The 22,325-nt window shown below is 69.9% G+C and carries 15 protein-coding genes and 1 pseudogene; 8 read left to right on the forward strand and 8 right to left on the reverse strand.

Annotation, left to right across the window (positions count from 1 at the left end; genetic code table 11):
• Positions 1–289 precede the first annotated feature (289 nt).
• Complete coding sequence (gene ileS / locus AC0699_RS04235; protein ID WP_478655359.1) at positions 290–3,427, reverse strand: isoleucine--tRNA ligase; 3,138 nt, start codon at positions 3,425–3,427, stop codon at positions 290–292.
• A 544-nt stretch (positions 3,428–3,971) separates the two neighbouring features.
• Between ileS and AC0699_RS04240 the strand changes: the two genes are divergently transcribed.
• From AC0699_RS04240 to AC0699_RS04265, 6 genes and pseudogenes are all read left to right on the forward strand, one after another.
• Positions 3,972–4,958 carry a TraR/DksA family transcriptional regulator gene (locus tag AC0699_RS04240; protein WP_478655361.1) on the forward strand — a complete coding sequence of 329 codons (987 nt, stop codon included), beginning with the start codon at positions 3,972–3,974 and terminating at the stop codon, positions 4,956–4,958.
• Between the two features lie 214 nt (positions 4,959–5,172).
• Entirely contained in the window at positions 5,173–5,736 is a 564-nt protein-coding gene (gene lspA, locus AC0699_RS04245) for a signal peptidase II (RefSeq protein WP_478655363.1), read from the forward strand.
• 43 nt (positions 5,737–5,779) lie between these two features.
• Positions 5,780–6,721: an RluA family pseudouridine synthase gene (locus AC0699_RS04250; protein ID WP_453665646.1), complete on the forward strand. Its 942-nt coding sequence runs from the start codon at positions 5,780–5,782 to the stop codon at positions 6,719–6,721.
• Positions 6,718–7,188 (forward strand): GNAT family N-acetyltransferase, encoded by a 471-nt coding sequence (locus AC0699_RS04255; RefSeq protein WP_478655365.1) that lies wholly within the window; start codon positions 6,718–6,720, stop codon positions 7,186–7,188. Before AC0699_RS04250 ends, AC0699_RS04255 begins: the two co-directional genes overlap by 4 nt.
• A 513-nt stretch (positions 7,189–7,701) precedes the next feature.
• Positions 7,702–9,286, forward strand: a pseudogene (locus tag AC0699_RS04260) (Na+/H+ antiporter).
• A gap of 128 nt (positions 9,287–9,414) precedes the next feature.
• Positions 9,415–10,161 (forward strand): SDR family NAD(P)-dependent oxidoreductase, encoded by a 747-nt coding sequence (locus AC0699_RS04265; protein WP_478655367.1) that lies wholly within the window; start codon positions 9,415–9,417, stop codon positions 10,159–10,161.
• On the opposite strand, the gene AC0699_RS04270 is transcribed toward AC0699_RS04265, so the two are convergent.
• Positions 10,133–11,269, reverse strand: coding sequence for a mechanosensitive ion channel family protein (locus AC0699_RS04270; RefSeq protein ID WP_478655370.1), 1,137 nt, complete (start codon positions 11,267–11,269; stop codon positions 10,133–10,135). The two genes, AC0699_RS04265 and AC0699_RS04270, sit on opposite strands and share 29 nt — an antisense overlap.
• Positions 11,270–11,292: 23 nt before the next feature.
• On the opposite strand from AC0699_RS04270, the gene AC0699_RS04275 reads away from it, so the two are divergent.
• Complete coding sequence (locus tag AC0699_RS04275) at positions 11,293–11,862, forward strand: dienelactone hydrolase family protein (RefSeq protein ID WP_478655372.1); 570 nt, start codon at positions 11,293–11,295, stop codon at positions 11,860–11,862.
• Between the two features lie 185 nt (positions 11,863–12,047).
• Here AC0699_RS04275 and AC0699_RS04280 read toward each other — a convergent pair whose 3' ends face one another.
• The 5 genes from AC0699_RS04280 to AC0699_RS04300 form a co-directional block, all read right to left on the reverse strand.
• Positions 12,048–12,986, reverse strand: coding sequence for a zinc metalloprotease (locus tag AC0699_RS04280; protein WP_478655375.1), 939 nt, complete (start codon positions 12,984–12,986; stop codon positions 12,048–12,050).
• 344 nt (positions 12,987–13,330) lie between these two features.
• Positions 13,331–14,974, reverse strand: coding sequence for an alkaline phosphatase D family protein (locus tag AC0699_RS04285; RefSeq protein ID WP_478655377.1), 1,644 nt, complete (start codon positions 14,972–14,974; stop codon positions 13,331–13,333).
• 87 nt (positions 14,975–15,061) lie between these two features.
• Entirely contained in the window at positions 15,062–15,874 is an 813-nt protein-coding gene (locus AC0699_RS04290; RefSeq protein WP_478655380.1) for a DsbA family protein, read from the reverse strand.
• A 94-nt stretch (positions 15,875–15,968) separates the two neighbouring features.
• Positions 15,969–16,652, reverse strand: a complete 684-nt coding sequence (locus AC0699_RS04295; RefSeq protein ID WP_478655514.1) for a hypothetical protein — start codon at positions 16,650–16,652, stop codon at positions 15,969–15,971.
• A 207-nt stretch (positions 16,653–16,859) separates the two neighbouring features.
• Complete coding sequence (locus AC0699_RS04300) at positions 16,860–18,272, reverse strand: DUF2252 domain-containing protein (protein WP_478655382.1); 1,413 nt, start codon at positions 18,270–18,272, stop codon at positions 16,860–16,862.
• Positions 18,273–18,481: 209 nt separating this feature from the next.
• Between AC0699_RS04300 and dnaE the strand changes: the two genes are divergently transcribed.
• Complete coding sequence (gene dnaE, locus AC0699_RS04305) at positions 18,482–22,021, forward strand: DNA polymerase III subunit alpha (RefSeq protein WP_478655384.1); 3,540 nt, start codon at positions 18,482–18,484, stop codon at positions 22,019–22,021.
• A 125-nt stretch (positions 22,022–22,146) separates the two neighbouring features.
• On the opposite strand, the gene AC0699_RS04310 is transcribed toward dnaE, so the two are convergent.
• Positions 22,147–22,317, reverse strand: a complete 171-nt coding sequence (locus AC0699_RS04310) for a hypothetical protein (RefSeq protein WP_469768444.1) — start codon at positions 22,315–22,317, stop codon at positions 22,147–22,149.
• Positions 22,318–22,325: the final 8 nt, after the last annotated feature.

Consider the following 22,325-nt stretch of genomic DNA (forward strand, 5'->3'; position numbering starts at 1 on the left):
CCACCCCCACCCCCCCCCCCCCCCCCCCCCCCCCCCCCCCCCCCCCCCCCCCCTGCCCCCCCCCCCCCCCCCCCCCCCCCCCCCCCCCCCCCCCCCCGGCCCTGTTTGTGCGTGCGCCTCCGTATGTGTGCGCCTGCGGCCGGGGTGCGTTCCCCGGGGTGCCCGGTGCCGTCGGGCGCGGCCGGTGCGTCCGTCCCCGAGCACCGGACGGGCCGGGGATGCGGGGTTGCCCGGGTACAGCAGGGCCCCGGCCGACGACGTGGCCGGCCGGGGCCCTGGGTGCGAAGCCCTACGCCTTGCGGAGGCGGAAGGTCAGGGACAGACCTTCGTCCGTGAAGGCAGAGCCGTAGGTGGCGTCGGCCTCACCCGCCGCGAAGTCGGTCGCCAGGACCTCGTCCGCGATCAGCGAGGAGTGGTCCGTCAGCGCCGACGTGACCTCCGCGTCCGTGGAGGACCAGCGGAGCGCGATACGGTCCGCCACGTCCAGGCCGCTGTTCTTGCGAGCCTCCTGGATGAGGCGGATCGCGTCACGGGCGAGGCCCGCGCGGCGGAGCTCCGGAGTGATCTCCAGGTCGAGGGCGACCGTCGCGCCCTGGTCGGAGGCGACCGACCAGCCCTCGCGAGGGGTCTCCGTGATGATGACCTCCTCCGGGGAGAGGGTGACCTCCTCACCGTTCACCGAGATCGTGGCCTCCCCGGACCGCAGCGCCAGCGACAGCGCCGCCGCGTCCGCCGCCGCGACCGCCTTGGCCACGTCCTGGACGCCCTTGCCGAAGCGCTTGCCCAGGGCCCGGAAGTTCGCCTTGGCCGTCGTGTCGACCAGCGAGCCGCCGACATCGGACAGCGAGGCGAGCGAGGAGACATTCAGCTCCTCCGTGATCTGGGCGTGCAGCTCGGGGGAGAGCGACTCGAAGCCGGAAGCCGCCACCAGCGCGCGGGACAGCGGCTGGCGGGTCTTCACACCCGACTCCGCACGCGTCGCACGGCCCAGCTCCACCAGCCGCCGGACCAGCGCCATCTGCTGCGACAGTGTCGGGTCGATCGCCGACAGGTCCGCCTCGGGCCAGCTGGACAGGTGGACGGACTCGGGTGCGTCCGGCGTCACCGGCACCACCAGGTCCTGCCAGACCCGCTCCGTGATGAACGGGGTCAGCGGCGCCAGCAGCCGGGTGACCGTCTCCACGACCTCGTGCAGCGTGCGCAGGGCCGCCTTGTCGCCCTGCCAGAAGCGGCGCCGCGAGCGGCGCACGTACCAGTTCGACAGATCGTCCACGAAGGACGACATCAGCTTTCCGGCGCGCTGGGTGTCGTACGTCTCCATGGCCTGCGTGACCTGGTCCACCAGCGCGTGCAGTTCGCTCAGCAGCCAGCGGTCGAGCAGCGGCCGCTCCGCCGGCGCCGGGTCGGCGGCCGAGGGCGCCCAGCCCGACGTACGCGCGTACAGCGCCTGGAACGCCACCGTGTTCCAGTAGGTCAGGAGCGTCTTGCGCACGACCTCCTGGATCGTGCCGTGGCCGACGCGGCGCGCCGCCCACGGTGAGCCGCCGGCCGCCATGAACCAGCGCACCGCGTCCGCGCCGTGCTGATCCATCAGCGGGATCGGCTGCAGGATGTTGCCCAGGTGCTTGGACATCTTGCGGCCGTCCTCGGCGAGGATGTGGCCCAGGCAGACCACGTTCTCGTACGAGGACTTGTCGAAGACCAGCGTGCCGACCGCCATCAGCGTGTAGAACCAGCCGCGGGTCTGGTCGATCGCCTCGGAGATGAACTGCGCCGGGTAGCGGCTCTCGAACAGTTCCTTGTTCTTGTACGGGTAGCCGTACTGCGCGAACGGCATCGAGCCCGAGTCGTACCAGGCGTCGATCACCTCGGGCACGCGCCTCGCCGTACCCGAGCACTCCGGGCAGGCGAAGGTGACGTCGTCGATGAACGGGCGGTGCGGATCCAGGGCGGACTGGTCCGCACCGGTCAGCTCGCTCAGCTCGGCGCGCGAGCCGACGCACGTCAGGTGGTTCTCCTCGCAGCGCCAGATCGGCAGCGGCGTGCCCCAGTACCGGTTGCGCGAAAGCGCCCAGTCGATGTTGTTGTTCAGCCAGTCGCCGTACCGTCCGTGCTTGACCGACTCCGGGAACCAGTTCGTCCCCTCGTTCTCCTCGAGGAGCCGGTCCTTGATCGCGGTCGTACGGATGTACCAGGACGGCTGCGCGTAGTAGAGCAGCGCCGTGTGGCAGCGCCAGCAGTGCGGGTAGCTGTGCTCGTACGGGATGTGCTTGAAGAGCAGCCCGCGGTCGTCCAGGTCCTTGGTGAGGGCCTCGTCGGCCTTCTTGAAGAAGACACCGCCGACCAGCGGCACGTCCTCCTCGAAGGTGCCGTCGGGACGGACCGGGTTCACGACCGGCAGTCCGTACGCGCGGCAGACCTTGAGGTCGTCCTCACCGAAGGCGGGGGACTGGTGGACCAGGCCCGTACCGTCGTCGGTCGTCACGTACTCGGCGTTGACGACGAAGTGGGCGGGCTGGTCGAAGGGGACGAGCTGGAACGGGCGGTCGTACGTCCAGCGCTCCATCTCGGCGCCCGTGAAGGTCTGCCCGGTCGCCTCCCAGCCTTCGCCGAGGGCCTTCTCCAGCAGCGGCTGGGCGACGACGAGCTTCTCCTCGCCGTTCGTCGCCACGACGTACGTGACCTCGGGGTGCGCCGCCACCGCGGTGTTCGAGACCAGCGTCCAGGGGGTCGTCGTCCAGACGAGAAGCGCGGCCTCGCCCGCGAGGGGGCCGGAGGTCAGCGGGAAGCGGACGAAGACGGACGGATCGACGACCGTCTCGTAGCCCTGCGCCAGCTCGTGGTCGGAGAGGCCGGTGCCGCAGCGGGGGCACCAGGGGGCGACCCGGTGGTCCTGGACCAGCAGGCCCTTCTTGAAGATCTCCTTCAGCGACCACCAGACCGATTCGATGTAGTCGGGGTCCATGGTGCGGTACGCGTCGTCGAGGTCGACCCAGTAGCCCATCCGGGTCGTCAGCTCGGCGAAGGCGTCGGTGTGGCGGGTCACGGACTCACGGCACTTGGCGTTGAATTCCGCGATGCCGTACGCCTCGATGTCCTTCTTGCCGTTGAAGCCGAGCTCCTTCTCGACGGCGAGCTCGACCGGCAGGCCGTGGCAGTCCCAGCCGGCCTTGCGGGCCACGTGGTAGCCCCGCATGGTGCGGAAACGAGGGAAGACGTCCTTGAAGACACGGGCCTCGATGTGGTGGGCACCGGGCATGCCGTTCGCGGTGGGCGGACCCTCGTAGAAGACCCACTCGGGGCGGCCCTCGGACTGATCGAGGCTCTTCGCGAAGACCTTGCTCTCGCGCCAGAAATCGAGCACGGCGTGCTCCAGCGCGGGCAGGTCGACCTGGGCGGGTACCTGGCGGTACTGCGGCGGCGTCATGTACGAGTTCCTCCAACGGACTGTGTCTCCTCCGTCGGAGGGACGAGAGCCATGTGCTGCGCTCCCGCGGTACCACCCTCCTTGGCCCCGGACACGCATGTCCCGGGCCCCCTCATTGGGGTCGCGATGCCGGTTCTACTCGCCTCAGGTGGTCCCTGGGATTTCTTCCGGCGGCTCCGGGGTGATCGTTCACATCGCGCTCGCCCCCGGGCTCGCACCGTCCCCGGGTCGCTCATGGCTGCGTACGACGCTACTCGTCCCCATCCACGCCTTTCGCTCAGCCCAGTGTACGGGCCCGGGCGCGGCGGGGCCGACCGCATTTCCGGGGTGACCCGAACGGCCATACGGAGCCCGGCGGGCTCGGGCGCCGCCCGTGTGGCGGATTACGCGGCTAGGAGCTGGGCACAACGGATGCAGGCTCGCGTTGGGTGAGGCGCGGGGCGGGCCGGACAGGCGGCGTGCCCCGTTGCCGCGCGGCTGGTGTCGATTTATCGTCCCAGCACGATTCGCGAGCAAGATCACAATATGTGAAGGGGCCGCGGCCATGGTGGCGAAGAAGACCGCCGTGAAGAAGACGGCGTCAGCGAGGTCCACCGCCGCTGCGGGGGCGGCGGCCAAGGATGCGAACGGCAAGAAGAGCGCCGTCGCGAAGACCACGAGGAGGGTGACCAAGGCCGACGCATCCGCCACGGACGTGCGCGACGGGAGCGAGGTGAAGACCGCCGCGCCCGCCAGGAAGGCCACGGAGAAGACCACGGGCGGGAGCACGGCCACGGCCACGACCGCAGTCGCGAAGAAGACCACGGCCGCCAAGGCCACGGAGGCGAAGAAGAGCACCACGGCCAGGAAGACCGCTGCCGCGAAGAAGACCGCCGCGAGGAGGACCGCAGCCGGGAAGGAGGCGGCGGGGCGCTCGACGGCGTCCTCCACAGCGGCGGCCGCGAAGGCGCCGGGCAGGAAGGCGGCTGCGAAGGCAGGCGCCAGGAAGGCCGCCACGGCGGCCAAGGAGGCGGCCGAGGCCGCGGAGCAGACGGGAGCCAGGACGGTGGCAGCCAAGAAGAGCGCGGGCGGGACCAGTACGGCCACGAAGGACGCCGCGTCGGCGGTGCCCCCGGCCCGTGGCACCGCCGCACCGGGAGAGCTCGCGGTACGGCCGGGCGAGGACCCGTGGACCCCGGAAGAGGTCGCCGAGGCGCGCGCCGAGCTGGAGAGCGAGATGGCCCGTCTGCAGGCCGAGATCAGCCACTCCGAGGAGTCGCTGACCGGGCTGATGCGGGACTCCGGGGACGGCGCGGGCGACGACCAGGCCGACACCGGCACCAAGAACATCACGCGGGAGCACGAGATGGCGCTCGCCGCCAACGCCCGCGAGATGCTCGAACAGACCGAGCGGGCGCTGCACCGCCTGGACACCGGGACGTACGGCCTCTGCGAGATCTGCGGAGATCCGATCGGAAAGGCGCGGATGCAGGCGTTCCCGCGGGCGACCCTGTGCGTGGAGGACAAGCAGAAGCAGGAGCGGCGCGGCTGAATCCGCACACGGGTCCGTTCACGGGGCCGCACCCTGGTCCGTGCCACTGCGTGCCCCGGGCCGGCGCCCCCGGGCCGGAGCCCCGGTCCGTGGTCCGTACGGAGCCGTTCCGTGGTCCGTGCACGGATCGGACTCGGTGCCGTACTCGCAGCGGAGTCCGCACGTGTGTGCCGTACCCTCGTGATCAGTCAGGCACCTAGTTTGAGGGACTCACGTGGCAGAGGCGGAGCGCATCATCGGTACGCCGGATGTTGACGACGACGAGGCTGCGGCTTCTGCCGAGCAGCCCAAGGGCAGGCGCCGCATCTTCGCGCTGTTCGCGGTGGCCGTCGTGGCCTATCTGCTGGACCTCGGCAGCAAGATGATCGTGGTGGCGAAGCTGGAGCACCATGAGCCGATCAAGGTCGTCGGCGATCTGCTGAAGTTCGACGCGATCCGGAATCCCGGCGCCGCCTTCGGTTTCGGCGAGGCCTTCACCATCATCTTCACGATCATCGCGACGGCCGTGATCGTGGTGATCGCGCGGCTCGCCCGCAAGCTCTACAGCCTGCCGTGGGCCATCGCGCTCGGCCTGCTGCTCGGCGGCGCGCTCGGCAATCTCACCGACCGGATCTTCCGTTCGCCCGGCGTCTTCGAGGGCGCGGTGGTCGACTTCATCGCGCCCGCGCACTTCGCCGTCTTCAACCTGGCCGACTCGGCGATCGTGTGCGGCGGCTTCCTCATCGTGATCCTGTCCTTCAGGGGCCTCGACCCCGACGGGACCGTCCACAAGGACTGACCGCCGGGACCGGACTCACGGCCGGACAAGGCATACTCGACGGGTGAGTACCCTTCCCGACATCCGCACCCTGCCCGTACCCGACGGCCTGGAGGGCGAGCGCGTCGACGCCGCCATCTCCCGCATGTTCGGGTTTTCCCGCACGAAGGCGGCCGAGCTCGCTGCCGCGGGCAAGGTCCAGGTCGACGGCTCGGTGGTAGGAAAGTCCGAGCGGGTCAGTGGGGGCTCCTGGCTCGAGGTCGAGATGCCGCAGGCGCCGGCGCCGGTGCAGATCGTGGCCGAGCCGGTCGAAGGCATGGAGATCGTGCACGACGACGACGACATCGTCGTGATCGTGAAGCCCGTCGGCGTGGCCGCCCACCCGAGCCCCGGCTGGACCGGCACGACCGTGATCGGCGGGCTCGCGGCGGCCGGGTACCGGATCTCGACGTCGGGCGCCGCCGAGCGCCAGGGCATCGTGCACCGGCTGGACGTCGGCACCTCCGGGCTGATGGTGGTCGCCAAGTCGGAGCGGGCGTACACGCTGCTGAAGCAGCAGTTCCGGGACCGTACGGTCGACAAGCGCTACCACGCGCTGGTGCAGGGCCACCCGGACCCGCTGAGCGGCACGATCGACGCGCCCATCGGCCGCCACCCCCAGCACGACTACAAGTGGGCCGTGACCGCCGAGGGCAAGGCGTCCGTCACCCACTACGACCTGATGGAGGCGTTCCGGGCGGCCTCGCTGCTGGACATCAAGCTGGAGACGGGCCGTACGCACCAGATCCGGGTGCACATGGCCGCCCACCGCCACCCGTGCGTGGGCGATCTGACCTACGGCGCCGACCCGACGATGGCCCGGCGGCTCGGTCTGACCCGGCAGTGGCTGCACGCGGTGCGGCTCGGTTTCGAGCACCCGTCGGACGGCCGGTGGGTCGAGTTCGAGAGCCAGTACCCCGACGATCTTCAGGCGGCGCTCGACAGGATCGCGGCGGAGAGCGCGTGAGCGGCTTCGTCGTACGGGAAGCAGTGGACCCGGCGGACCTGGAGGCGTGCTTCGCGGTGCGCAAGGAGGTCTTCGTCGTCGAGCAGCGGGTGCCGCAGGAGATCGAGTACGACGCGTACGACGCGGCGGACGCGGACACGATCCACGTCCTCGCGGTCGGGCCCGACGGTCCGCTGGGAACGGGCCGGCTGCTGCACGGCCCGGCCGCCGCGGGCAAGACCGGCGGCGACGCGTCGGTCGGCTCCCTCGGCCGGCTCGCGGTGACCAAGGCCGCCCGCGGCCTCGGCGTCGGAGTGGCCCTGGTCCGCGCGATCGAGGACGCGGCGCGGGGGCGTGGGCTCGCCGCGGTGGATCTCCATGCGCAGACGCACGCGCTGGGCTTCTACGAGCGGCTCGGGTACGAGGCGTACGGCCCGGAATTCCCGGACGCGGGCATTCCGCACCGGGCGATGCGGCGCGCGCTCTAGCCCGCGCTTTCCGGAGCTCCGCCCCGCAGTCTCGGCCTTTCGGGGCTTGAAGGCCCGTCCGGCGCTTGGGGGCCCGTCCGGCGCTTGAGGACACGGCAGAAGGCCGTACAGGGCTGGGGGCTTGCCCCGGTCCGGGGAAGGGGCGGAGTCCCGATCACCACGCCGCCGGCCGCCCCCGCCCCGTCCACGCCCCCCGCGAGGGAACTTCGCGCGGGCCGCTGCCCGCACGGGCCCCCGCGGCCTGATCACCGTCGTGGCTCCGCACCGCAACTGGACGGCGACGCGGCCCGGCGTGCCGGTCTCGCGCCCCGGCAGACGCATCCGGGACGCGGCCCGGCAGACGCATCCGCCTCAGCGGTAGCGGAAGGCGTCTGACACCACAGACATCCGGTGCCTGGTTCAGAATCCTGCGTTCGACCGCTGAAAACAGAGGGGATTGGGCTGGTCAGGGGCGAATGCGTGGCAGGCTTGCAGGGCTGATCGTCGGTGATTCGACCGTCTGAAGGTGCGCCCGTGGACCAATTGGCCCTGCTGTTCGTGCTGTTGCTGGGGGCCGTGGTCACGGTGCCGCTCGGGGAGCGGCTGGGGCTGCCGGCGCCGGTGCTCATGACGATCGCCGGTGTGGTGCTCGCGCTGTTGCCGTTCGTGCCGGATGTCGGCGTACCGCCCGAATACATCCTTCCGCTGCTGCTGCCGCCCCTGCTGTACGCCGCCGTGCAGCGCACCTCCTGGCGGCAGTTCGCCGCGAACATCCGGCCCATCCTGCTGCTCGCGGTCGCCCTGGTGTTCGTCACCACGGTGGCGGTGGCGGCCGTGGCGAACGCCGTCGTGCCCGGACTGCCGCTCGCGGCGGCGGTCGCCCTCGGCGCGCTCGTCGCCCCGCCCGACCCCGTCGCCGCGACGGCCGTCGCCGGATCGCTCGGACTGCCCCGCAGGCTGGTGTCGATCCTGGAGGGCGAAGGACTCTTCAACGACGTCACCGCGATCGTGCTCTACCACGTGGCGATCGCGGCGGTCGTCAGCGGGACGTTCTCCTGGCCCCGGGCGGCGGGGGAGCTGGTGCTCTCCGCGGTGGTCGCCCTGGTGGTGGGCCTGGTGCTCGGCTGGCTCTCCAACCGGCTCATGGGGATGCTCGGCGACCCGACCCTGCAGATCGGGCTCACCCTGCTTGTGCCGTACGTGAGCTATGTGCTCGCGGAGGAGCTGCTGGGGTCCGGTGTGCTCGCCGTCCTGACCACCGCGCTCTATCTCGCCGAGAACGCCGCCGACGCGGACGACGTGATGGGGCGGCTCGCGGGGAACACCTTCTGGCACATCGTGGACACCCTCGTGACCGGCGTCGCCTTCGGTCTCATCGGTCTCGAACTCCAGCACGTCTTCGGCACGGCCGCAGGGCGGTGGGCCGAGATGACGGCATGGGGCGCGGCGGTCGTCGGCGTCGTCGTGGTCGTACGGTTCCTGTACCTGATGCCCGCCACCTGGCTCGCGAAGCGGCTCCACAAACTCAGGGACTACGACGAGGAGATCCCGGTCGGCTGGCGCGAGACCGTGGTCATGTGCTGGTCGGGCATGCGGGGCGTGGCCTCGGTCGCCCTCGCCCTCGCCATTCCGCTCAGAACCGGCGACGGGGCGCCCTTCCCCGCGCGCGACGAGATCATCTTCATCGCCTTCGCGGTGATCATGACCACCCTGGTCGCCCAGGGGCTCACCCTCCCATGGCTGGTCAAGCGGCTCGGCGTACGGGCCGACGCGGACGCCGCGCAGGCGCTGGAGCGGCAGCTCGCCGTGCGCGCGGCCAAGGCGGCGAAGCACCGGCTGAAGGAGATCGAGGCGGTCGAGGAGCTCGGAGGACACCGCCGAGCGGCTCCACCGCGCGGCGTACGACATCGGGGCGCGGATCAGCCCCGACATCGTCGACGAGGAGCGCCGCGAGTGGTTCGCGCAGCGGGTGGACCGGTTGCGCACGATCCAGCGCATCCAGCGCGAGATGATGTCGGCCGCCCGCCACGAGGTCCTCGCCGCCCGCAGCGAGCCGGGCACCGACCCGGAGGTGGTGGACCGGGTTCTGCACCACCTGGATGTGCGCAGCCTCCGCTGACGCCGCGTCCCGTACGACACCGGCAGGCGAGCGTGTGCCGCGCGGCGCCGGCCGGCGTCGTACGAACGCGGCCGACGGTGCGCCGATGGAAGCCCGGCGAAGCTCGGTGGCGGTCGTAGGATCAAGGTATGGCGCGCACCGTGGTGATCAGTGGCGGAGGTACCGGGATCGGGTTCGCGGCGGCGGAGGCGTTCGCCGCGGACGGGGAGCAGGTGGTGCTGCTCGGACGGCGCGAGGAGGTGCTCGCGCGGGCGGCCGCGCGGATCCCCGGCGCCCGCTACTGCGCGGCCGATCTCAGCGAGCCCCAAGGCGCCAGGCGCGCCGCGGAGTTCGCCGAGCGTGAGTACGGCACGGTCGACGTCCTGGTGCACAGCGCGGGCGGCAACGGAGGGCTGGAGGAGCGGCCCGGGTTCGAGGACCCGCTGGAGGCCGTCGCCCACGACTGGACCGTGAACTTCCGGCTCAACGTCCTCACGGCCGCGCTGCTCACCGAGGCCCTCAAGGACCATCTGGCGACGCCCGGCGGCCGTGTCCTGTTCCTCAGCTCGATCGCCGCCTACCGCGGCTCCGGCTCGGGCGCCTACGCCGCTTCCAAGGCCGCGCTGCACCCGTACGCGTACGAACTCGCGCGCCAACTCGGGCCGCGCGGCATCACCGTGAACCTGGTGGCGCCCGGGTTCGTCGAGGAGACCGGGTTCTTCGGCGGCGAACTCCCCGAGGAGCGCCGCAAGCGACTCATCGCGGAGACCTCCACCGGCCGCGCAGGACACCCCGGCGACGTGGCCCAGACCCTGCGCTGGCTGGCCTCACCGGCCGCCGGTCACATCACCGCCCAGGTCATCCAGGTCAACGGCGGCGCGGAGCGCGGTCACTAGCCGTCCCCAGCCGTCCCCGGTCACGGCCGTTCCGGGACCGGCCCGCCTGCCGTTCCGGGCGCTCGCCGGGCGGCTCCGGCGCCTGCGAGGTCGCGATGCGGGGCAGCGCGTGCGGCCGGTGGTCGCAGAGCCAGGCGATCAACTGCTCCCGCACCGCGCACCGCACCGTCCAGAGGTCGTCCGCGTCCTTCGCGGTGACCACAGCCCGCACCACCATCGTGCTCGCCGTGGTGTCCGTGACCGCGAGCGACCAGTCGCGGCCGTCCCACGCCGGGCACTCGCGCAGGACGTCGTGGAGCCGCTCGCGCATCTCGTGCACGGGCGCGGAGTGGTCCACATGGAAGAAGACCGTGCCGGTCATCTGGGCCCCGCCGCGCGACCAGTTCTCGAACGGCTTGCCGGTGAAGTACGAGACCGGCATCGTGATCCGGCGCTCGTCCCAGGTCCGCACCGCGAGGAAGGTGAGCGTGATCTCCTCGACCGTTCCCCACTCGCCGTCCACGACGACCGTGTCGCCGATCCGCACCATGTCGCCGAACGCGATCTGCAGCCCCGCGAAGAGATTGCCGAGTGTCGACTGGGCAGCGATACCGGCGACGATGCCGAGGACACCGGCCGAAGCGAGCATGGACGCGCCGACCGTCCGCATCGCGGGGAAGGTCAGCAGCATCGCCGCGACCGCCACCACCCCCACCACCGCGGTCACGACCCGCTGGATCAGCGTGACCTGCGTACGGACCCGGCGCACCCGGGCCGGATCGCGGGTCGAGGCGGCATAGCGGCTGTAGGAGGACTGGACGACGGCCGTCGCGATCCGCACCACCAGCCAGGCCGAGGCGCCGATGAGCACCAGCGTCAGCATTCGCCCGATGCCCGCCGCGTGCTCCTCGACGACCCCGATCCCCGTCTGTGGGAACGCCCCTCTGAGCAGCGCCGTACCGAGCGCCGCCTGGAGCGGAACGCGACAGCGGCGGAGCAGGCCCCACAGGGGGGTCTCGGTGTGCCGGGCGTCGGCCCGGCGGAGCATCAGATCGACCAGCCATCCCACCACCAGAGTGAGCACGACCGAGCCGCCGGCAACGATCAACGGGCGCAGCACGTTCTCCATGTCTTCGAACGTAACCTGGCCGCATGGACATCATGCTTTTTCACTCGACGTTCGGTCTGCGCCCCGCGGTACGGGACGCTGCCGAGCGGCTGCGGGCCGCCGGGCACGAGGTGTGGACGCCCGACCTCTTCGACGGCCGGACGTTCGAGACGCTCGAAGAGGCGAGGGCCTACAAGAACGGGATCGGCCTGGACGAGGTGCTGAAGCGGGCGATCGTGGCCGCCGCGCCCCACTCCGAGCGTGGACTCGTCTACGCGGGCTTCTCGCTGGGTGCGGCCGTCGCGCAGAACCTGGCGCTCGGCGACGAGAAGGCGCGCGGGCTGCTCCTGCTGCACGGCACGTCGGACATCGCGCCGGACACGAAGGTCGACGAGCTGCCCGTACAGCTGCATGTCGCCGATCCCGACCCGATGGAGCCGCACGACTGGCTGACCGCGTGGTACCTGCAGATGGGCAAGGCGGGGGCGGACGTCGAGGTCCACCGCTACCCGGGCGCCGGGCACCTCTACACGGATACGGACCTGCCCGACTACGACGAGGACGCCGCCGAGCAGACCTGGCGGGTGGCGCTCGCCTTCCTGGAGACGTTGTAGGCACGGCTGCGGACACAGAGGCTCGGATCCGGCCGCTTCGAGCGCCACTTCGCGGTGGAGCACGGTGTGGCGAGCCCGCCACACCGTGCCCATGCCTCCGCTGCCGGGCGGTTCGATCAGCTCGAACCGCCCGGTCGGTCACGTCCCCCCGGCGCATGCATGGCGCCGGCTGGACGAGACTGGTGTCAGCCCGCCCGGTAGGCGGTCCAGCTGTCCTTCATCCGCTGCACCTGGCCCGCGGTGAACTGGTACATGCAGGCGTCGTAGGTGTAGTCCATGAAGTTGTGGATCGGGTCGACGCCGGTCTTGTTGACGCAGGTGTCGCGACCGGTCGGGCAGGCGTAGGCGGCGCTCTTCTCGGCCGGGGTGTCGGCGACGTAGTCGCCGTTGCCGTTACAGCCGCCCTGGAAGGTGTGGTAGAGCCCCATCCAGTGGCCGACCTCATGGGTGGCGGTGTCGCCCTCGTCGTAGTTGGTGGCCGAGCCGCCGGGCAGTGACGTGTCGAGCAGCACCACACCGTCCATGGAAGGGCTGGAGTTGTAGGACGACGGGAAGGTCGCCCAGCCGAGCAGACCGCCGCCGAGGTTGGCGGTGTAGATGTTCAGCGCGCCGGCGCCGCCCTGGCGGAGGGTGGACTTCATGGTCTTCTCGGCGGTGGAACCGGAGCTCAGGTTGTACCAGGACGCGTTGTCCGTGTAGTCGGTTCCGGCCAGCGAGAACTGGAAGGTCGAATCGGTGTTGCCGGTGCCCTGGCCGCCGAAGGCCGCGTTGAGGACCGCCATCTGGTTGCTGATGTCGGTGGCGCTGAGCTTGCCGGTGGCGCCGTCGTGGACGACGTGGAAGTAGACCGGGATGGTGGTCGACGCGGCGACGGACAGGCCACGGGCGTTCGTCCTCGCCGCCTCGAGTCTCTTCTTCAGGTCCGCGTCCATGGCCTTGGCCTTGGCCTCGGTGACCTCGTTGGGCTCATTGGCGTGGCCGGAACCGGACGGCCGGGACTCGCGGGCGGCGGCGCTCGCACCGTCCTCCGCGCAGTCCTCGGCGGCGGACGAGGCGGCGGGAGTCTTGGCGGCGGCGATCCCAGTGGGGGCGGAGAGCGGAGCGATGGCCAGGGTTCCGGCCATGATTGCCGTACCGATTGCGCGGTTACGCAAACGTGGGGATATACGGACAAAGGCACGCATTGTGTCTCCTTGCGGGGGGTTACGAAGGGGCCTTCTTGGCCACCGCGGGGAGATTACGGGTGCATGCCAGATCTAGTTGAGGATTGATCAAGCCCAATCAATCTTTGAGCAATTAAGGGCATCAGGGAGAAAACCTTCAGCCCTGTCCGGGGTTTGAGATCTGCGTGTAACGAATGGGCATAGAGAAACGGGTGGTGTGTCCGCATTGGTGCCGCGGAACACACCACCCGTCGTGGCGATGTGATGAGGTGTTAACAGATCGCGGAGTGGCTGAAATTCGCCCCTCAGCGCACCGGCTGGTTCACGCGCTCGACCTTCTGCGTTCCACTGAGCGTCCGGTACGAGCGCGCCCAGGTGGCCGCCGCGTCCTGCCGCGTCTTGTCCGAGAGGACGTAGTAGTCCATCTGCGAGCGCTCGGCGGTCACGTCGAGCACGCCGTACCCGTGGCTGTCCATGTCGAGCCACTTCACATGGCGGTTGGCGGCCTTGAGGGCGGTGGACGCCACCAGCGAGAGCGTGCCCGGGGCGACATGCAGGGTGTCGTCGAGGTTGTCGGAGGTCACCGACGTCACCACGAACTCGGTCGCGGCCGACCGCGACAGAGGGTACGTCGCCGCCGTCACCGGTACGTCGTTGGCCCAGGCCATGTGGATGTCGCCGGTGAGGAAGACCGTGTTCTTGATACCGCGGTCGGTCAGATGCTTCAGCAGCTCCTTGCGGTCGTCCGTGTACCCGTCCCACTGGTCCACGTTGATCGCGAGCCCCTCCTTGGGCAGACCGAGCAGCTCGGCGATCGGCCCCAGCAGATGGGCCGGCAGGGAGCCGAAGGCGACCGGCGAGATCATGACCGACGTACCGACCAGCTTCCAGGCCGCGTCCGAGGACGCCAGGCCCGACTTCAGCCAGTCGAGCTGGGCGCGGCCGGTGATCGTGCGCTCCGGGTCGTCGACCTTGCCGCTGCCCACCGACGCCTGCTGCGAACGGAACGAGCGCAGGTCCAGCAGGTGCAGATCGGCCAGCTTGCCGAAGCGCAGCCGGCGGTAGACCGTGCCCTCCGTCGAGGCGCGTACGGGCATCCACTCGAAGTACGCCTGCCGAGCCGCCGCGGCGCGCACCGCGAAGTCGCCCTCGGTGCCCGGCGTGTGGTTCTCGGCGCCGCCGGACCAGCTGTCGTTGGCTATCTCGTGGTCGTCCCAGATCGCGATGACCGGGTGCGCGGCGTGCAGCGCCTGAAGGTCGGCGTCCGTCTTGTAGTTGCCGTGCCGGGTCCGGTAGTCGGCGAGGCTGACGATCTCGTGCCTGGGCTCGTGCCGCCGGACGACGTACTTGTCGTCCGGGTAGCCGCCGCTCTCGTACTCGTAGATGTAGTCGCCGAGATGCAGGATCGCGTCCAGGTCGGCGCGGGCCGCCAGGTGCCGGTACGCCGAGAAGTAGCCCGACTCCCAGTTGGCGCAGGAGACCACTCCGAAGCGCACTCCGGGCGCGGCGGCGTCGGCGGCCGGGGTGGTCCGCGTACGGCCGACGGGCGAGACCGCCGAGCCGGCGGTGAACCGGAAGTAGTGAACGGTCGCCTGGCGAAGCCCCCTCACATCCACCTTGACGGTGTGGTCGGAGGCGGCGGTCGCGGTCGTCCGCCCGCGGGCGACGACGTGCGAGAAGCCCTTGTCCTCCGCGACCTCCCAGCTCACCTCCGTGTCAGGGCCCTTGCCCGAGCCGGGCAGGGCGTCCGGTGCCGGGGTGACACGGGTCCACAGCAGTACGCCGTCGGGGAGCGGGTCGCCGGAGGCGATCCCATGAAGAAAGGCCGGGCCCTGCTCGACGGCAGAGGCGGCGGTGGCGCCCGCGAGAACGGGTGCGGCAACAGCCGTGGCGGCAGCGGCCTTGACGACCGTGCGGCGGCTCGGAGATGAAGGGAGTCTTCTGGTCACGGCCGATCAGACTACTGATCAGTAAGCCGAACGGGCAGGCGAATTCAGGAAAATTCGCCTGCCCGTTCGTAAAGCGCCGTGAGTTGGCTACCCCTTGAGCGCCTTGTCGATCGCGGCGTTGAACTGCTCCGCCGTCATGGGCGTGTTCTGGCTGCCCTCGGCGTTGATCTTCTTGCCGTCCATCTTGAGCGTCGGCGTGCCCTCGACACCGCTCTTCTGGAAGGTGTCGGACATCTTCAGCGCCCAGGCGTCGTACGTGCCGTCCTTGACGGCCTTCTGGAAGGCCGCGTTGTTCTTCAGCGCGGCCACCGAGTCGGCGATCTCGAGCAGGTAGTCGTCCTTGGCGAACTTGTCCTCGCTCTCCTGCGGGTGGAACTTCGCGGAGTAGAGAGCCGCCTTGTACTCCATGAAGGCCTCGGGGCTCACGTCGAGCGCCGCGCCCAGCGCGGAGAGCGCGTTCTTCGACCCCTCGCCGTTGGTGGCGTTGTCGATGAAGGTCGCGCCGATGTACTTGATCTTGTACTTGCCGGCGTCGACATCCTTCTTGACCGTCTCGCCGACCGCCTGCTCGAAGGTCGCGCAGATCGGGCAGCGCGAGTCCTCGTACAGCTCCAGGGTCTTCTTCGCGGCGGGCTTGCCGATGACGACCGTCGTGCCGTTCTCGCCCTCGGTGTTCTTGGGCTTGACGACCTTCGCGTCCTTGGCGGCCTCCCAGGCCGTGGGCTTGTTGGCCTGCATGACGGCGTAGCCGACGCCGCCCGCCACCGCCAGTACGGCGACGGTCGAGGCGACGACGACGAGCTGCCGCCTGATCTTGTCCTTCTTGGCCTGGCGCTCGCGCTCCGCGCGCAGTCGCTCGCGGGCGGCTGCCTTGTTGGCCTGGCTGTTGCGTGCACTCATGATCGTGTTCTCCGTGGGGATCCGTGGGAAGTGGTTCGGCCGGGGAGCGCCGGGCTCGGCTCGGAGCGAGACGTGTCCGCTCGGAGTGAGCGCCTCAGCCCGGCGCGGGAGCCGTGAGCGGCGGCCCTCTGCGTCCCACGGAGTGCACGAAGTGCAGGGTGCGGGCGAAGCGCGGTCGGCCGGCGATGCGCTCCGCATGGCGGGCGGTCCCGCCGCCCCCGTACACCACGGCGACGGCGATCAGCAGCGGACGGAAGGCCAACCCCGCCACCGCGCGCAGCAGACCCGCCAGCGCGGATTCACCGCGCCGCAGCCAGGCCGCGGTGAGCAGCCCGACCGACACGTGCGCCGCGAGCAGCAGCCAGGGCACGGCCGGGTCGGGGGAGTTGATCAGCGTGGCCATCCGGCCCTCGGCCGGGGCCACACCGGGCAGCGGGGCGCCGACGCTGCCGCCGCACAGCACATCCACCCCGACCGTGCGCAGCGAACCGGCGACCGGTCCGCCCGCCGCGCCGTAACAGACGTGCTGGCCGGTGGTGAAGACGGTGTCCGCGGCCAGCTCCAGCGGGACCAGCACGGCCGCGATCGGCCCGTACCCCCGCTCGCGTCCCGCCAGCGCGTACGTGAGCAGGAACACCCCGGCGGCGACGGCGACGACCGTCGTCAGCGGCAGCGGCACCTGGGACAGCAGCACGTGGGAGGCCACGGACAGCGTCACGACGAGTGCCGTGAAGATCGCTGCCCGCAGCCCCCTGAGCCGCGTGTCGCTTATGTACAAAGGGGCCTGCCTGCCGGGTGTCTTCTGCTGCTGGGGGCCGGGGCCGTTCCCCGGGAAGTGCTGCATCGCTGAAGGAGTGTGCCATGCGCCGCGATAAGCCGCTGCTAAGGATCCGGTCGCGAGGGCCGGCCCCCCGGACCGGCCCCCGGACACGGGACCCGGACACGGCTCCCGGACACGAGCCCCGGACCTGGCCTTCGACCGGCCCTACCGCAGGCCGGGGATCTTCCCGTTGCGGAACAGGTCCACGAAGATCTGGTGGTCGGCCCGCGCCCGGGCCCCGTAGCGGTGCGCGAAGTCCACCAGCAGTTCGCCGAAGCCGTCCTCGTCCGCCGCGATCGCCGCGTCGATGGCGCGCTCCGTGGAGAACGGCACGAGCGAGTGACCGCTCTCGTCGTCCGCCGCCGAGTGCATCGTGGCCGTCGCCCGGCCGAGGTCGGCGACCACCGCCGCGATCTCCTCCGGGTCGTCGATGTCCGACCAGTCCAGGTCCACCGCGTACGGCGAGACCTCCGCCACCAGCTGACCGACCCGGCGTCCTCCCTCTTCGAGCTCCGTCCAGCCCAGCCACGGGTCGGCGTGGTCCTGGAGCGCACGCTGCGAGATCACCGTGCGGTGGCCCTCGTGCTGGAAGTAGTCCCGGACCCGCTGGTCGGTGACGTGCCGGGACACCGCCGGGGTCTGGGCCTGCTTCATGTAGATCACGACATCGTTCTCGAGGGCGTCGCTGTTGCCCTCCAGCAGGATGTTGTACGACGGCAGACCGGCCGATCCGATACCGATGCCGCGCCTCCCGACCACGTCCTTCACCCGGTACGAGTCGGGGCGCGCGAGGCTCGACTCGGGCAGTGTCTCCAGATAGCCGTCGAACGCCGCCAGCACCTTGTACCGCGTCGCCGCGTCCAGCTCGATCGAGCCGCCGCCCTCCGCGAAGCGCCGCTCGTACTCACGGATCTCCGTCATCGAGTCGAGCAGCCCGAAGCGGGTCAGCGACCGGGCGCTGCGCAGCGCTTCCAGGAGCGGGCCCTGGGCGGTGTCCAGCGTGAAGGGCGGCACGTCGTCGTGCTTGGCGCCGGCCGCCAGGGCGTGGATGCGCTCGCGGTAGGCGGCGGCGTAGATCCGGACCAGCTCGGTGATCTGCTCGTCGCTGAGCGCCTTGGTGTAGCCGATCAGCGCCAGCGAGGCGGAGAGCCGCTTGACGTCCCAGGTGAAGGGGCCTACGTACGCCTCGTCGAAGTCGTTTACGTTGAAGATCAGCCGGCCGTTCGCGTCCATGTACGTGCCGAAGTTCTCGGCGTGGAGGTCGCCGTGGATCCAGACGCGGCTGGTGCGCTCGTCCAGATACGGGCCGCCGTGATCGTTCCCGCCGCCCAACCCTGCCTTGTTCCCGCCACCCCACCCTGCCTTGTTCCCGCCGCCCCACCCTGCGTGCTCCCGTTCCAGGTCGGCGTAGAAGAGGCTCGCCGTGCCCCGGTAGAAGGCGAAGGCGGAGGCCGCCATCTTGCGGAACTTCACCCGGAACGCGGCCGGGTCGGCGGCCAGGAGCTCGCCGAAGGCGGTGTCGACGACGGAGAGGATCTCCTCGCCTCGCTCGCCGGCCGAGGGCTGGTGGACCGACATCGCTGGGTGCCTCCTGGTACATGACAAAAGGGACGGGTGTTTCCGCCCCGCTCAACGCGCGACGGTACTCCGGAGTGCCCCGCCCCTGTCAGCGGGGAGGCATAGACTTCGACGCTGTCCACCCAGACTGTCCACAGCCTGTCGCCAGCCCCCAGAGCGGGGGTCCGGGGGTCGTCCCCCGGAAGATTTCAGCCCGGAGGCCTTCCGTCGTGACCAAGCCGCCCTTTACGCACCTCCACGTCCACACCCAGTACTCGCTGCTGGACGGTGCCGCGCGGCTCAAGGACATGTTCAGCGCCTGCAACGAGATGGGCATGACCCACATCGCCATGAGTGACCATGGCAACCTTCACGGCGCCTATGACTTCTTCCATTCCGCGAAGAAGGCCGGAGTCACCCCGATCATCGGTATCGAGGCCTACGTCGCCCCCGAGTCCCGGCGGAACAAGCGGAAGATCCAGTGGGGCCAGCCCCACCAGAAGCGGGACGACGTCTCGGGTTCCGGTGGTTACACCCACAAGACGATCTGGGCGGCGAACAGGACCGGACTGCACAACCTCTTCCGGCTGTCGTCGGACGCGTACGCGGAGGGCTGGCTGCAGAAGTGGCCGCGGATGGACAAGGAGACCATCGCCCAGTGGTCCGAGGGGCTCATCGCCTCCACCGGCTGCCCCTCGGGCGAGCTCCAGACCCGGCTGCGCCTCGGCCAGTTCGACGAGGCCCTGAAGTCCGCCTCCGAGTACCAGGACATCTTCGGCAAGGACCGGTACTTCCTGGAGCTGATGGACCACGGCATCGAGATCGAGCGCCGCGTCCGCGACGGTCTGCTCGAGATCGGCAAGAAGCTCGGCATCCCGCCGCTGGTCACCAATGACTCGCACTACACGTACGCGCACGAGGCGGGTGCCCACGACGCGCTGCTCTGCATCCAGACCGGCAAGAACCTGTCGGACCCGGACCGCTTCAAGTTCGACGGCACCGGCTACTACCTGAAGTCGACCGACGAGATGTACGCCATCGACTCGTCCGACGCCTGGCAGGAGGGCTGCCGCAACACGCTGCTGGTCGCCGAGCAGATCGACACCTCCGGGATGTTCGAAGCCCGGAACCTCATGCCGAAGTTCGACATCCCCGAGGGCTACACCGAGGTCACCTGGTTCCGCGAGGAGACCATGCGCGGCATGGAGCGCCGCTTCCCGGGCGGCATCCCCGAGGACCGCCTCAAGCAGGTCGAGTACGAGATGGACACCATCATCTCGATGGGCTTCCCCGGGTACTTCCTCGTCGTCGCCGACTTCATCATGTGGGCCAAGAAGCAGGGCATCGCGGTCGGCCCCGGCCGAGGCTCGGCGGCCGGTTCGATCGTCGCGTACGCCATGGGCATCACCGACCTGGACCCCATCCCGCACGGACTGATCTTCGAGCGCTTCCTCAACCCCGAGCGCATCTCGATGCCTGATGTCGACATCGACTTCGACGAGCGCAGGCGCGTCGAGGTGATCCGGTATGTGACCGAGAAGTACGGCGCCGACAAGGTCGCCATGATCGGCACGTACGGCACCATCAAGGCCAAGAACGCGATCAAGGACTCCGCGCGGGTGCTCGGCTACCCGTACGCGATGGGCGACCGGCTCACCAAGGCGATGCCCGCCGACGTCCTCGGCAAGGGCATCCCGCTCTCCGGCATCCTCGATCCCCAGCACCCGCGCTACAGCGAGGCCGGCGAGATCCGGGGGATGTACGAGAACGAGCCGGACGTGAAGAAGGTCATCGACACCGCACGGGGCGTCGAGGGCCTGGTCCGTCAGATGGGTGTGCACGCCGCCGGCGTGATCATGTCCAGCGAGACCATCACCGAACACGTCCCCGTGTGGGTCAGGCACACCGACGGCGTCACCATCACCCAGTGGGACTACCCGAGCTGTGAGTCGCTCGGCCTGCTGAAGATGGACTTCCTGGGCCTGCGCAACCTCACGATCATGGACGACGCCGTCAAGATGGTGAAGGCCAACAAGGGGATCGACATCGATCTCCTGGCCCTGCCGCTGGACGACCCCAAGACCTTCGAACTGCTCCAGCGCGGCGACACCCTCGGCGTCTTCCAGTTCGACGGCGGACCGATGCGCTCGCTGCTGCGGCTGATGAAGCCCGACAACTTCGAGGACATCTCCGCCGTCTCGGCCCTGTACCGGCCGGGCCCGATGGGCATGAACTCCCACACGAACTACGCCCTGCGCAAGAACGGCCAGCAGGAGATCACCCCGATCCACCCGGAGCTGGAGAAGCCGCTCGAAGAGGTGCTCGCGGTCACCTACGGCCTGATCGTCTACCAGGAGCAGGTGCAGAAGGCCGCGCAGATCATCGCCGGCTACTCGCTGGGTGAGGCCGACATCCTCCGCCGTGTGATGGGCAAGAAGAAGCCCGAGGAGCTGGCCAAGAACTTCACGATCTTCCAGGCGGGCGCGCGGAAGAACGACTACAGCGACGAGGCCATCCAGGCCCTGTGGGACGTGCTGGTCCCCTTCGCCGGCTACGCGTTCAACAAGGCGCACTCCGCCGCGTACGGCCTGGTCTCGTACTGGACCGCGTACCTCAAGGCGAACCACCCCGCCGAGTACATGGCGGGCCTGCTGACCTCGGTCAAGGACGACAAGGACAAGTCCGCCGTCTATCTGAACGAGTGCCGCCGCATGGGCATCAAGGTCCTGCCGCCCAATGTGAACGAGTCGGAGTCGAACTTCGCCGCGCAGGGCGACGACGTGATCCTCTTCGGCCTGACCGCCGTCCGGAACGTCGGACAGAACGTCGTCGAGTCGATCATCAAGTGCCGCAAGGCCAAGGGGAAGTACACGTCCTTCCCCGACTTCCTCGACAAGGTCGAGGCGGTCGTCTGCAACAAGCGGACCATCGAGTCGCTCATCAAGGCCGGCGCCTTCGACGAGATGGGACACACCCGCAAGGGGCTGGTCGCCCAGCACGAGCCCATGATCGACAACGTGGTGGCGGTCAAGCGCAAGGAGGCCGAGGGCCAGTTCGACCTCTTCGGCGGGATGGGCGACGAGGAGAGCAGCGAGCCGGGCTTCGGCCTCGACGTCGAGTTCTCCGACGTCGAGTGGGAGAAGTCCTATCTGCTCGCGCAGGAGCGCGAGATGCTCGGCCTCTATGTCTCGGACCACCCGCTCTTCGGCATCGAGCATGTGCTCAGTGACAAGACGGACGCGGCGATTTCCCAGCTCACGGGCGGGGAGCACGCGGACGGGGCGGTCGTCACCATCGGCGGCATCATCTCGGGCCTGCAGCGGAAGATGACCAAGCAGGGCAACGCGTGGGCGATCGCCACCGTGGAGGACCTGGCCGGTTCCATCGAGTGCATGTTCTTCCCGGCGACGTACCAGCTGGTGTCCACCCAGCTCGTCGAGGACACGGTCGTCTTCGTCAAGGGACGGCTCGACAAGCGGGAGGACGTGCCGCGGCTCGTCGCGATGGAGCTGATGGTCCCCGACCTCTCATCGGCCGGCACCAACGCTCCCGTGGTGATCACCATCCCCACGGTGAAGGTCACCCCGCCCATGGTCAGCCGGCTCGGCGAGATCCTCGGTCACCACAAGGGCAATACGGAGGTGCGGATCAAGCTCCAGGGCGCCCGCAAGACCACCGTGCTCCGCCTCGACCGGCACCGGGTGCAGCCCGATCCCGCGCTCTTCGGCGATCTGAAGGTCCTGCTCGGCCCGTCCTGCCTGGCGGGCTGAGGCCGCGGAGGCGAAACATCGGGTGCATCGGGTGCATTGAGTGCATCGCATGCACCGCGTGAGGGGCACGCCCGGCGCCGGGCGTGCCCCTCACGCGTATGTCCTCGGACAGCGCGTCAGTCGGCTCAGTTGTGGCCGAAGCGCTTCTGCCGGCCCTTGTGGGCCACATCGGTCGGAGTGACCTGCGTCGCCCGCTGCTCGGCCTGCGCCTCGATCGACGCGCTCTTCGCCTGCTGCGTGCCGCGCTCGGCACTCGATGCGGCCGCCTGTTTACGGTTCTGCTTGTTCTTGGCCATGGTGCTGC

The sequence above is a fragment of the Streptomyces sp. NPDC043870 genome (assembly GCF_056435785.1).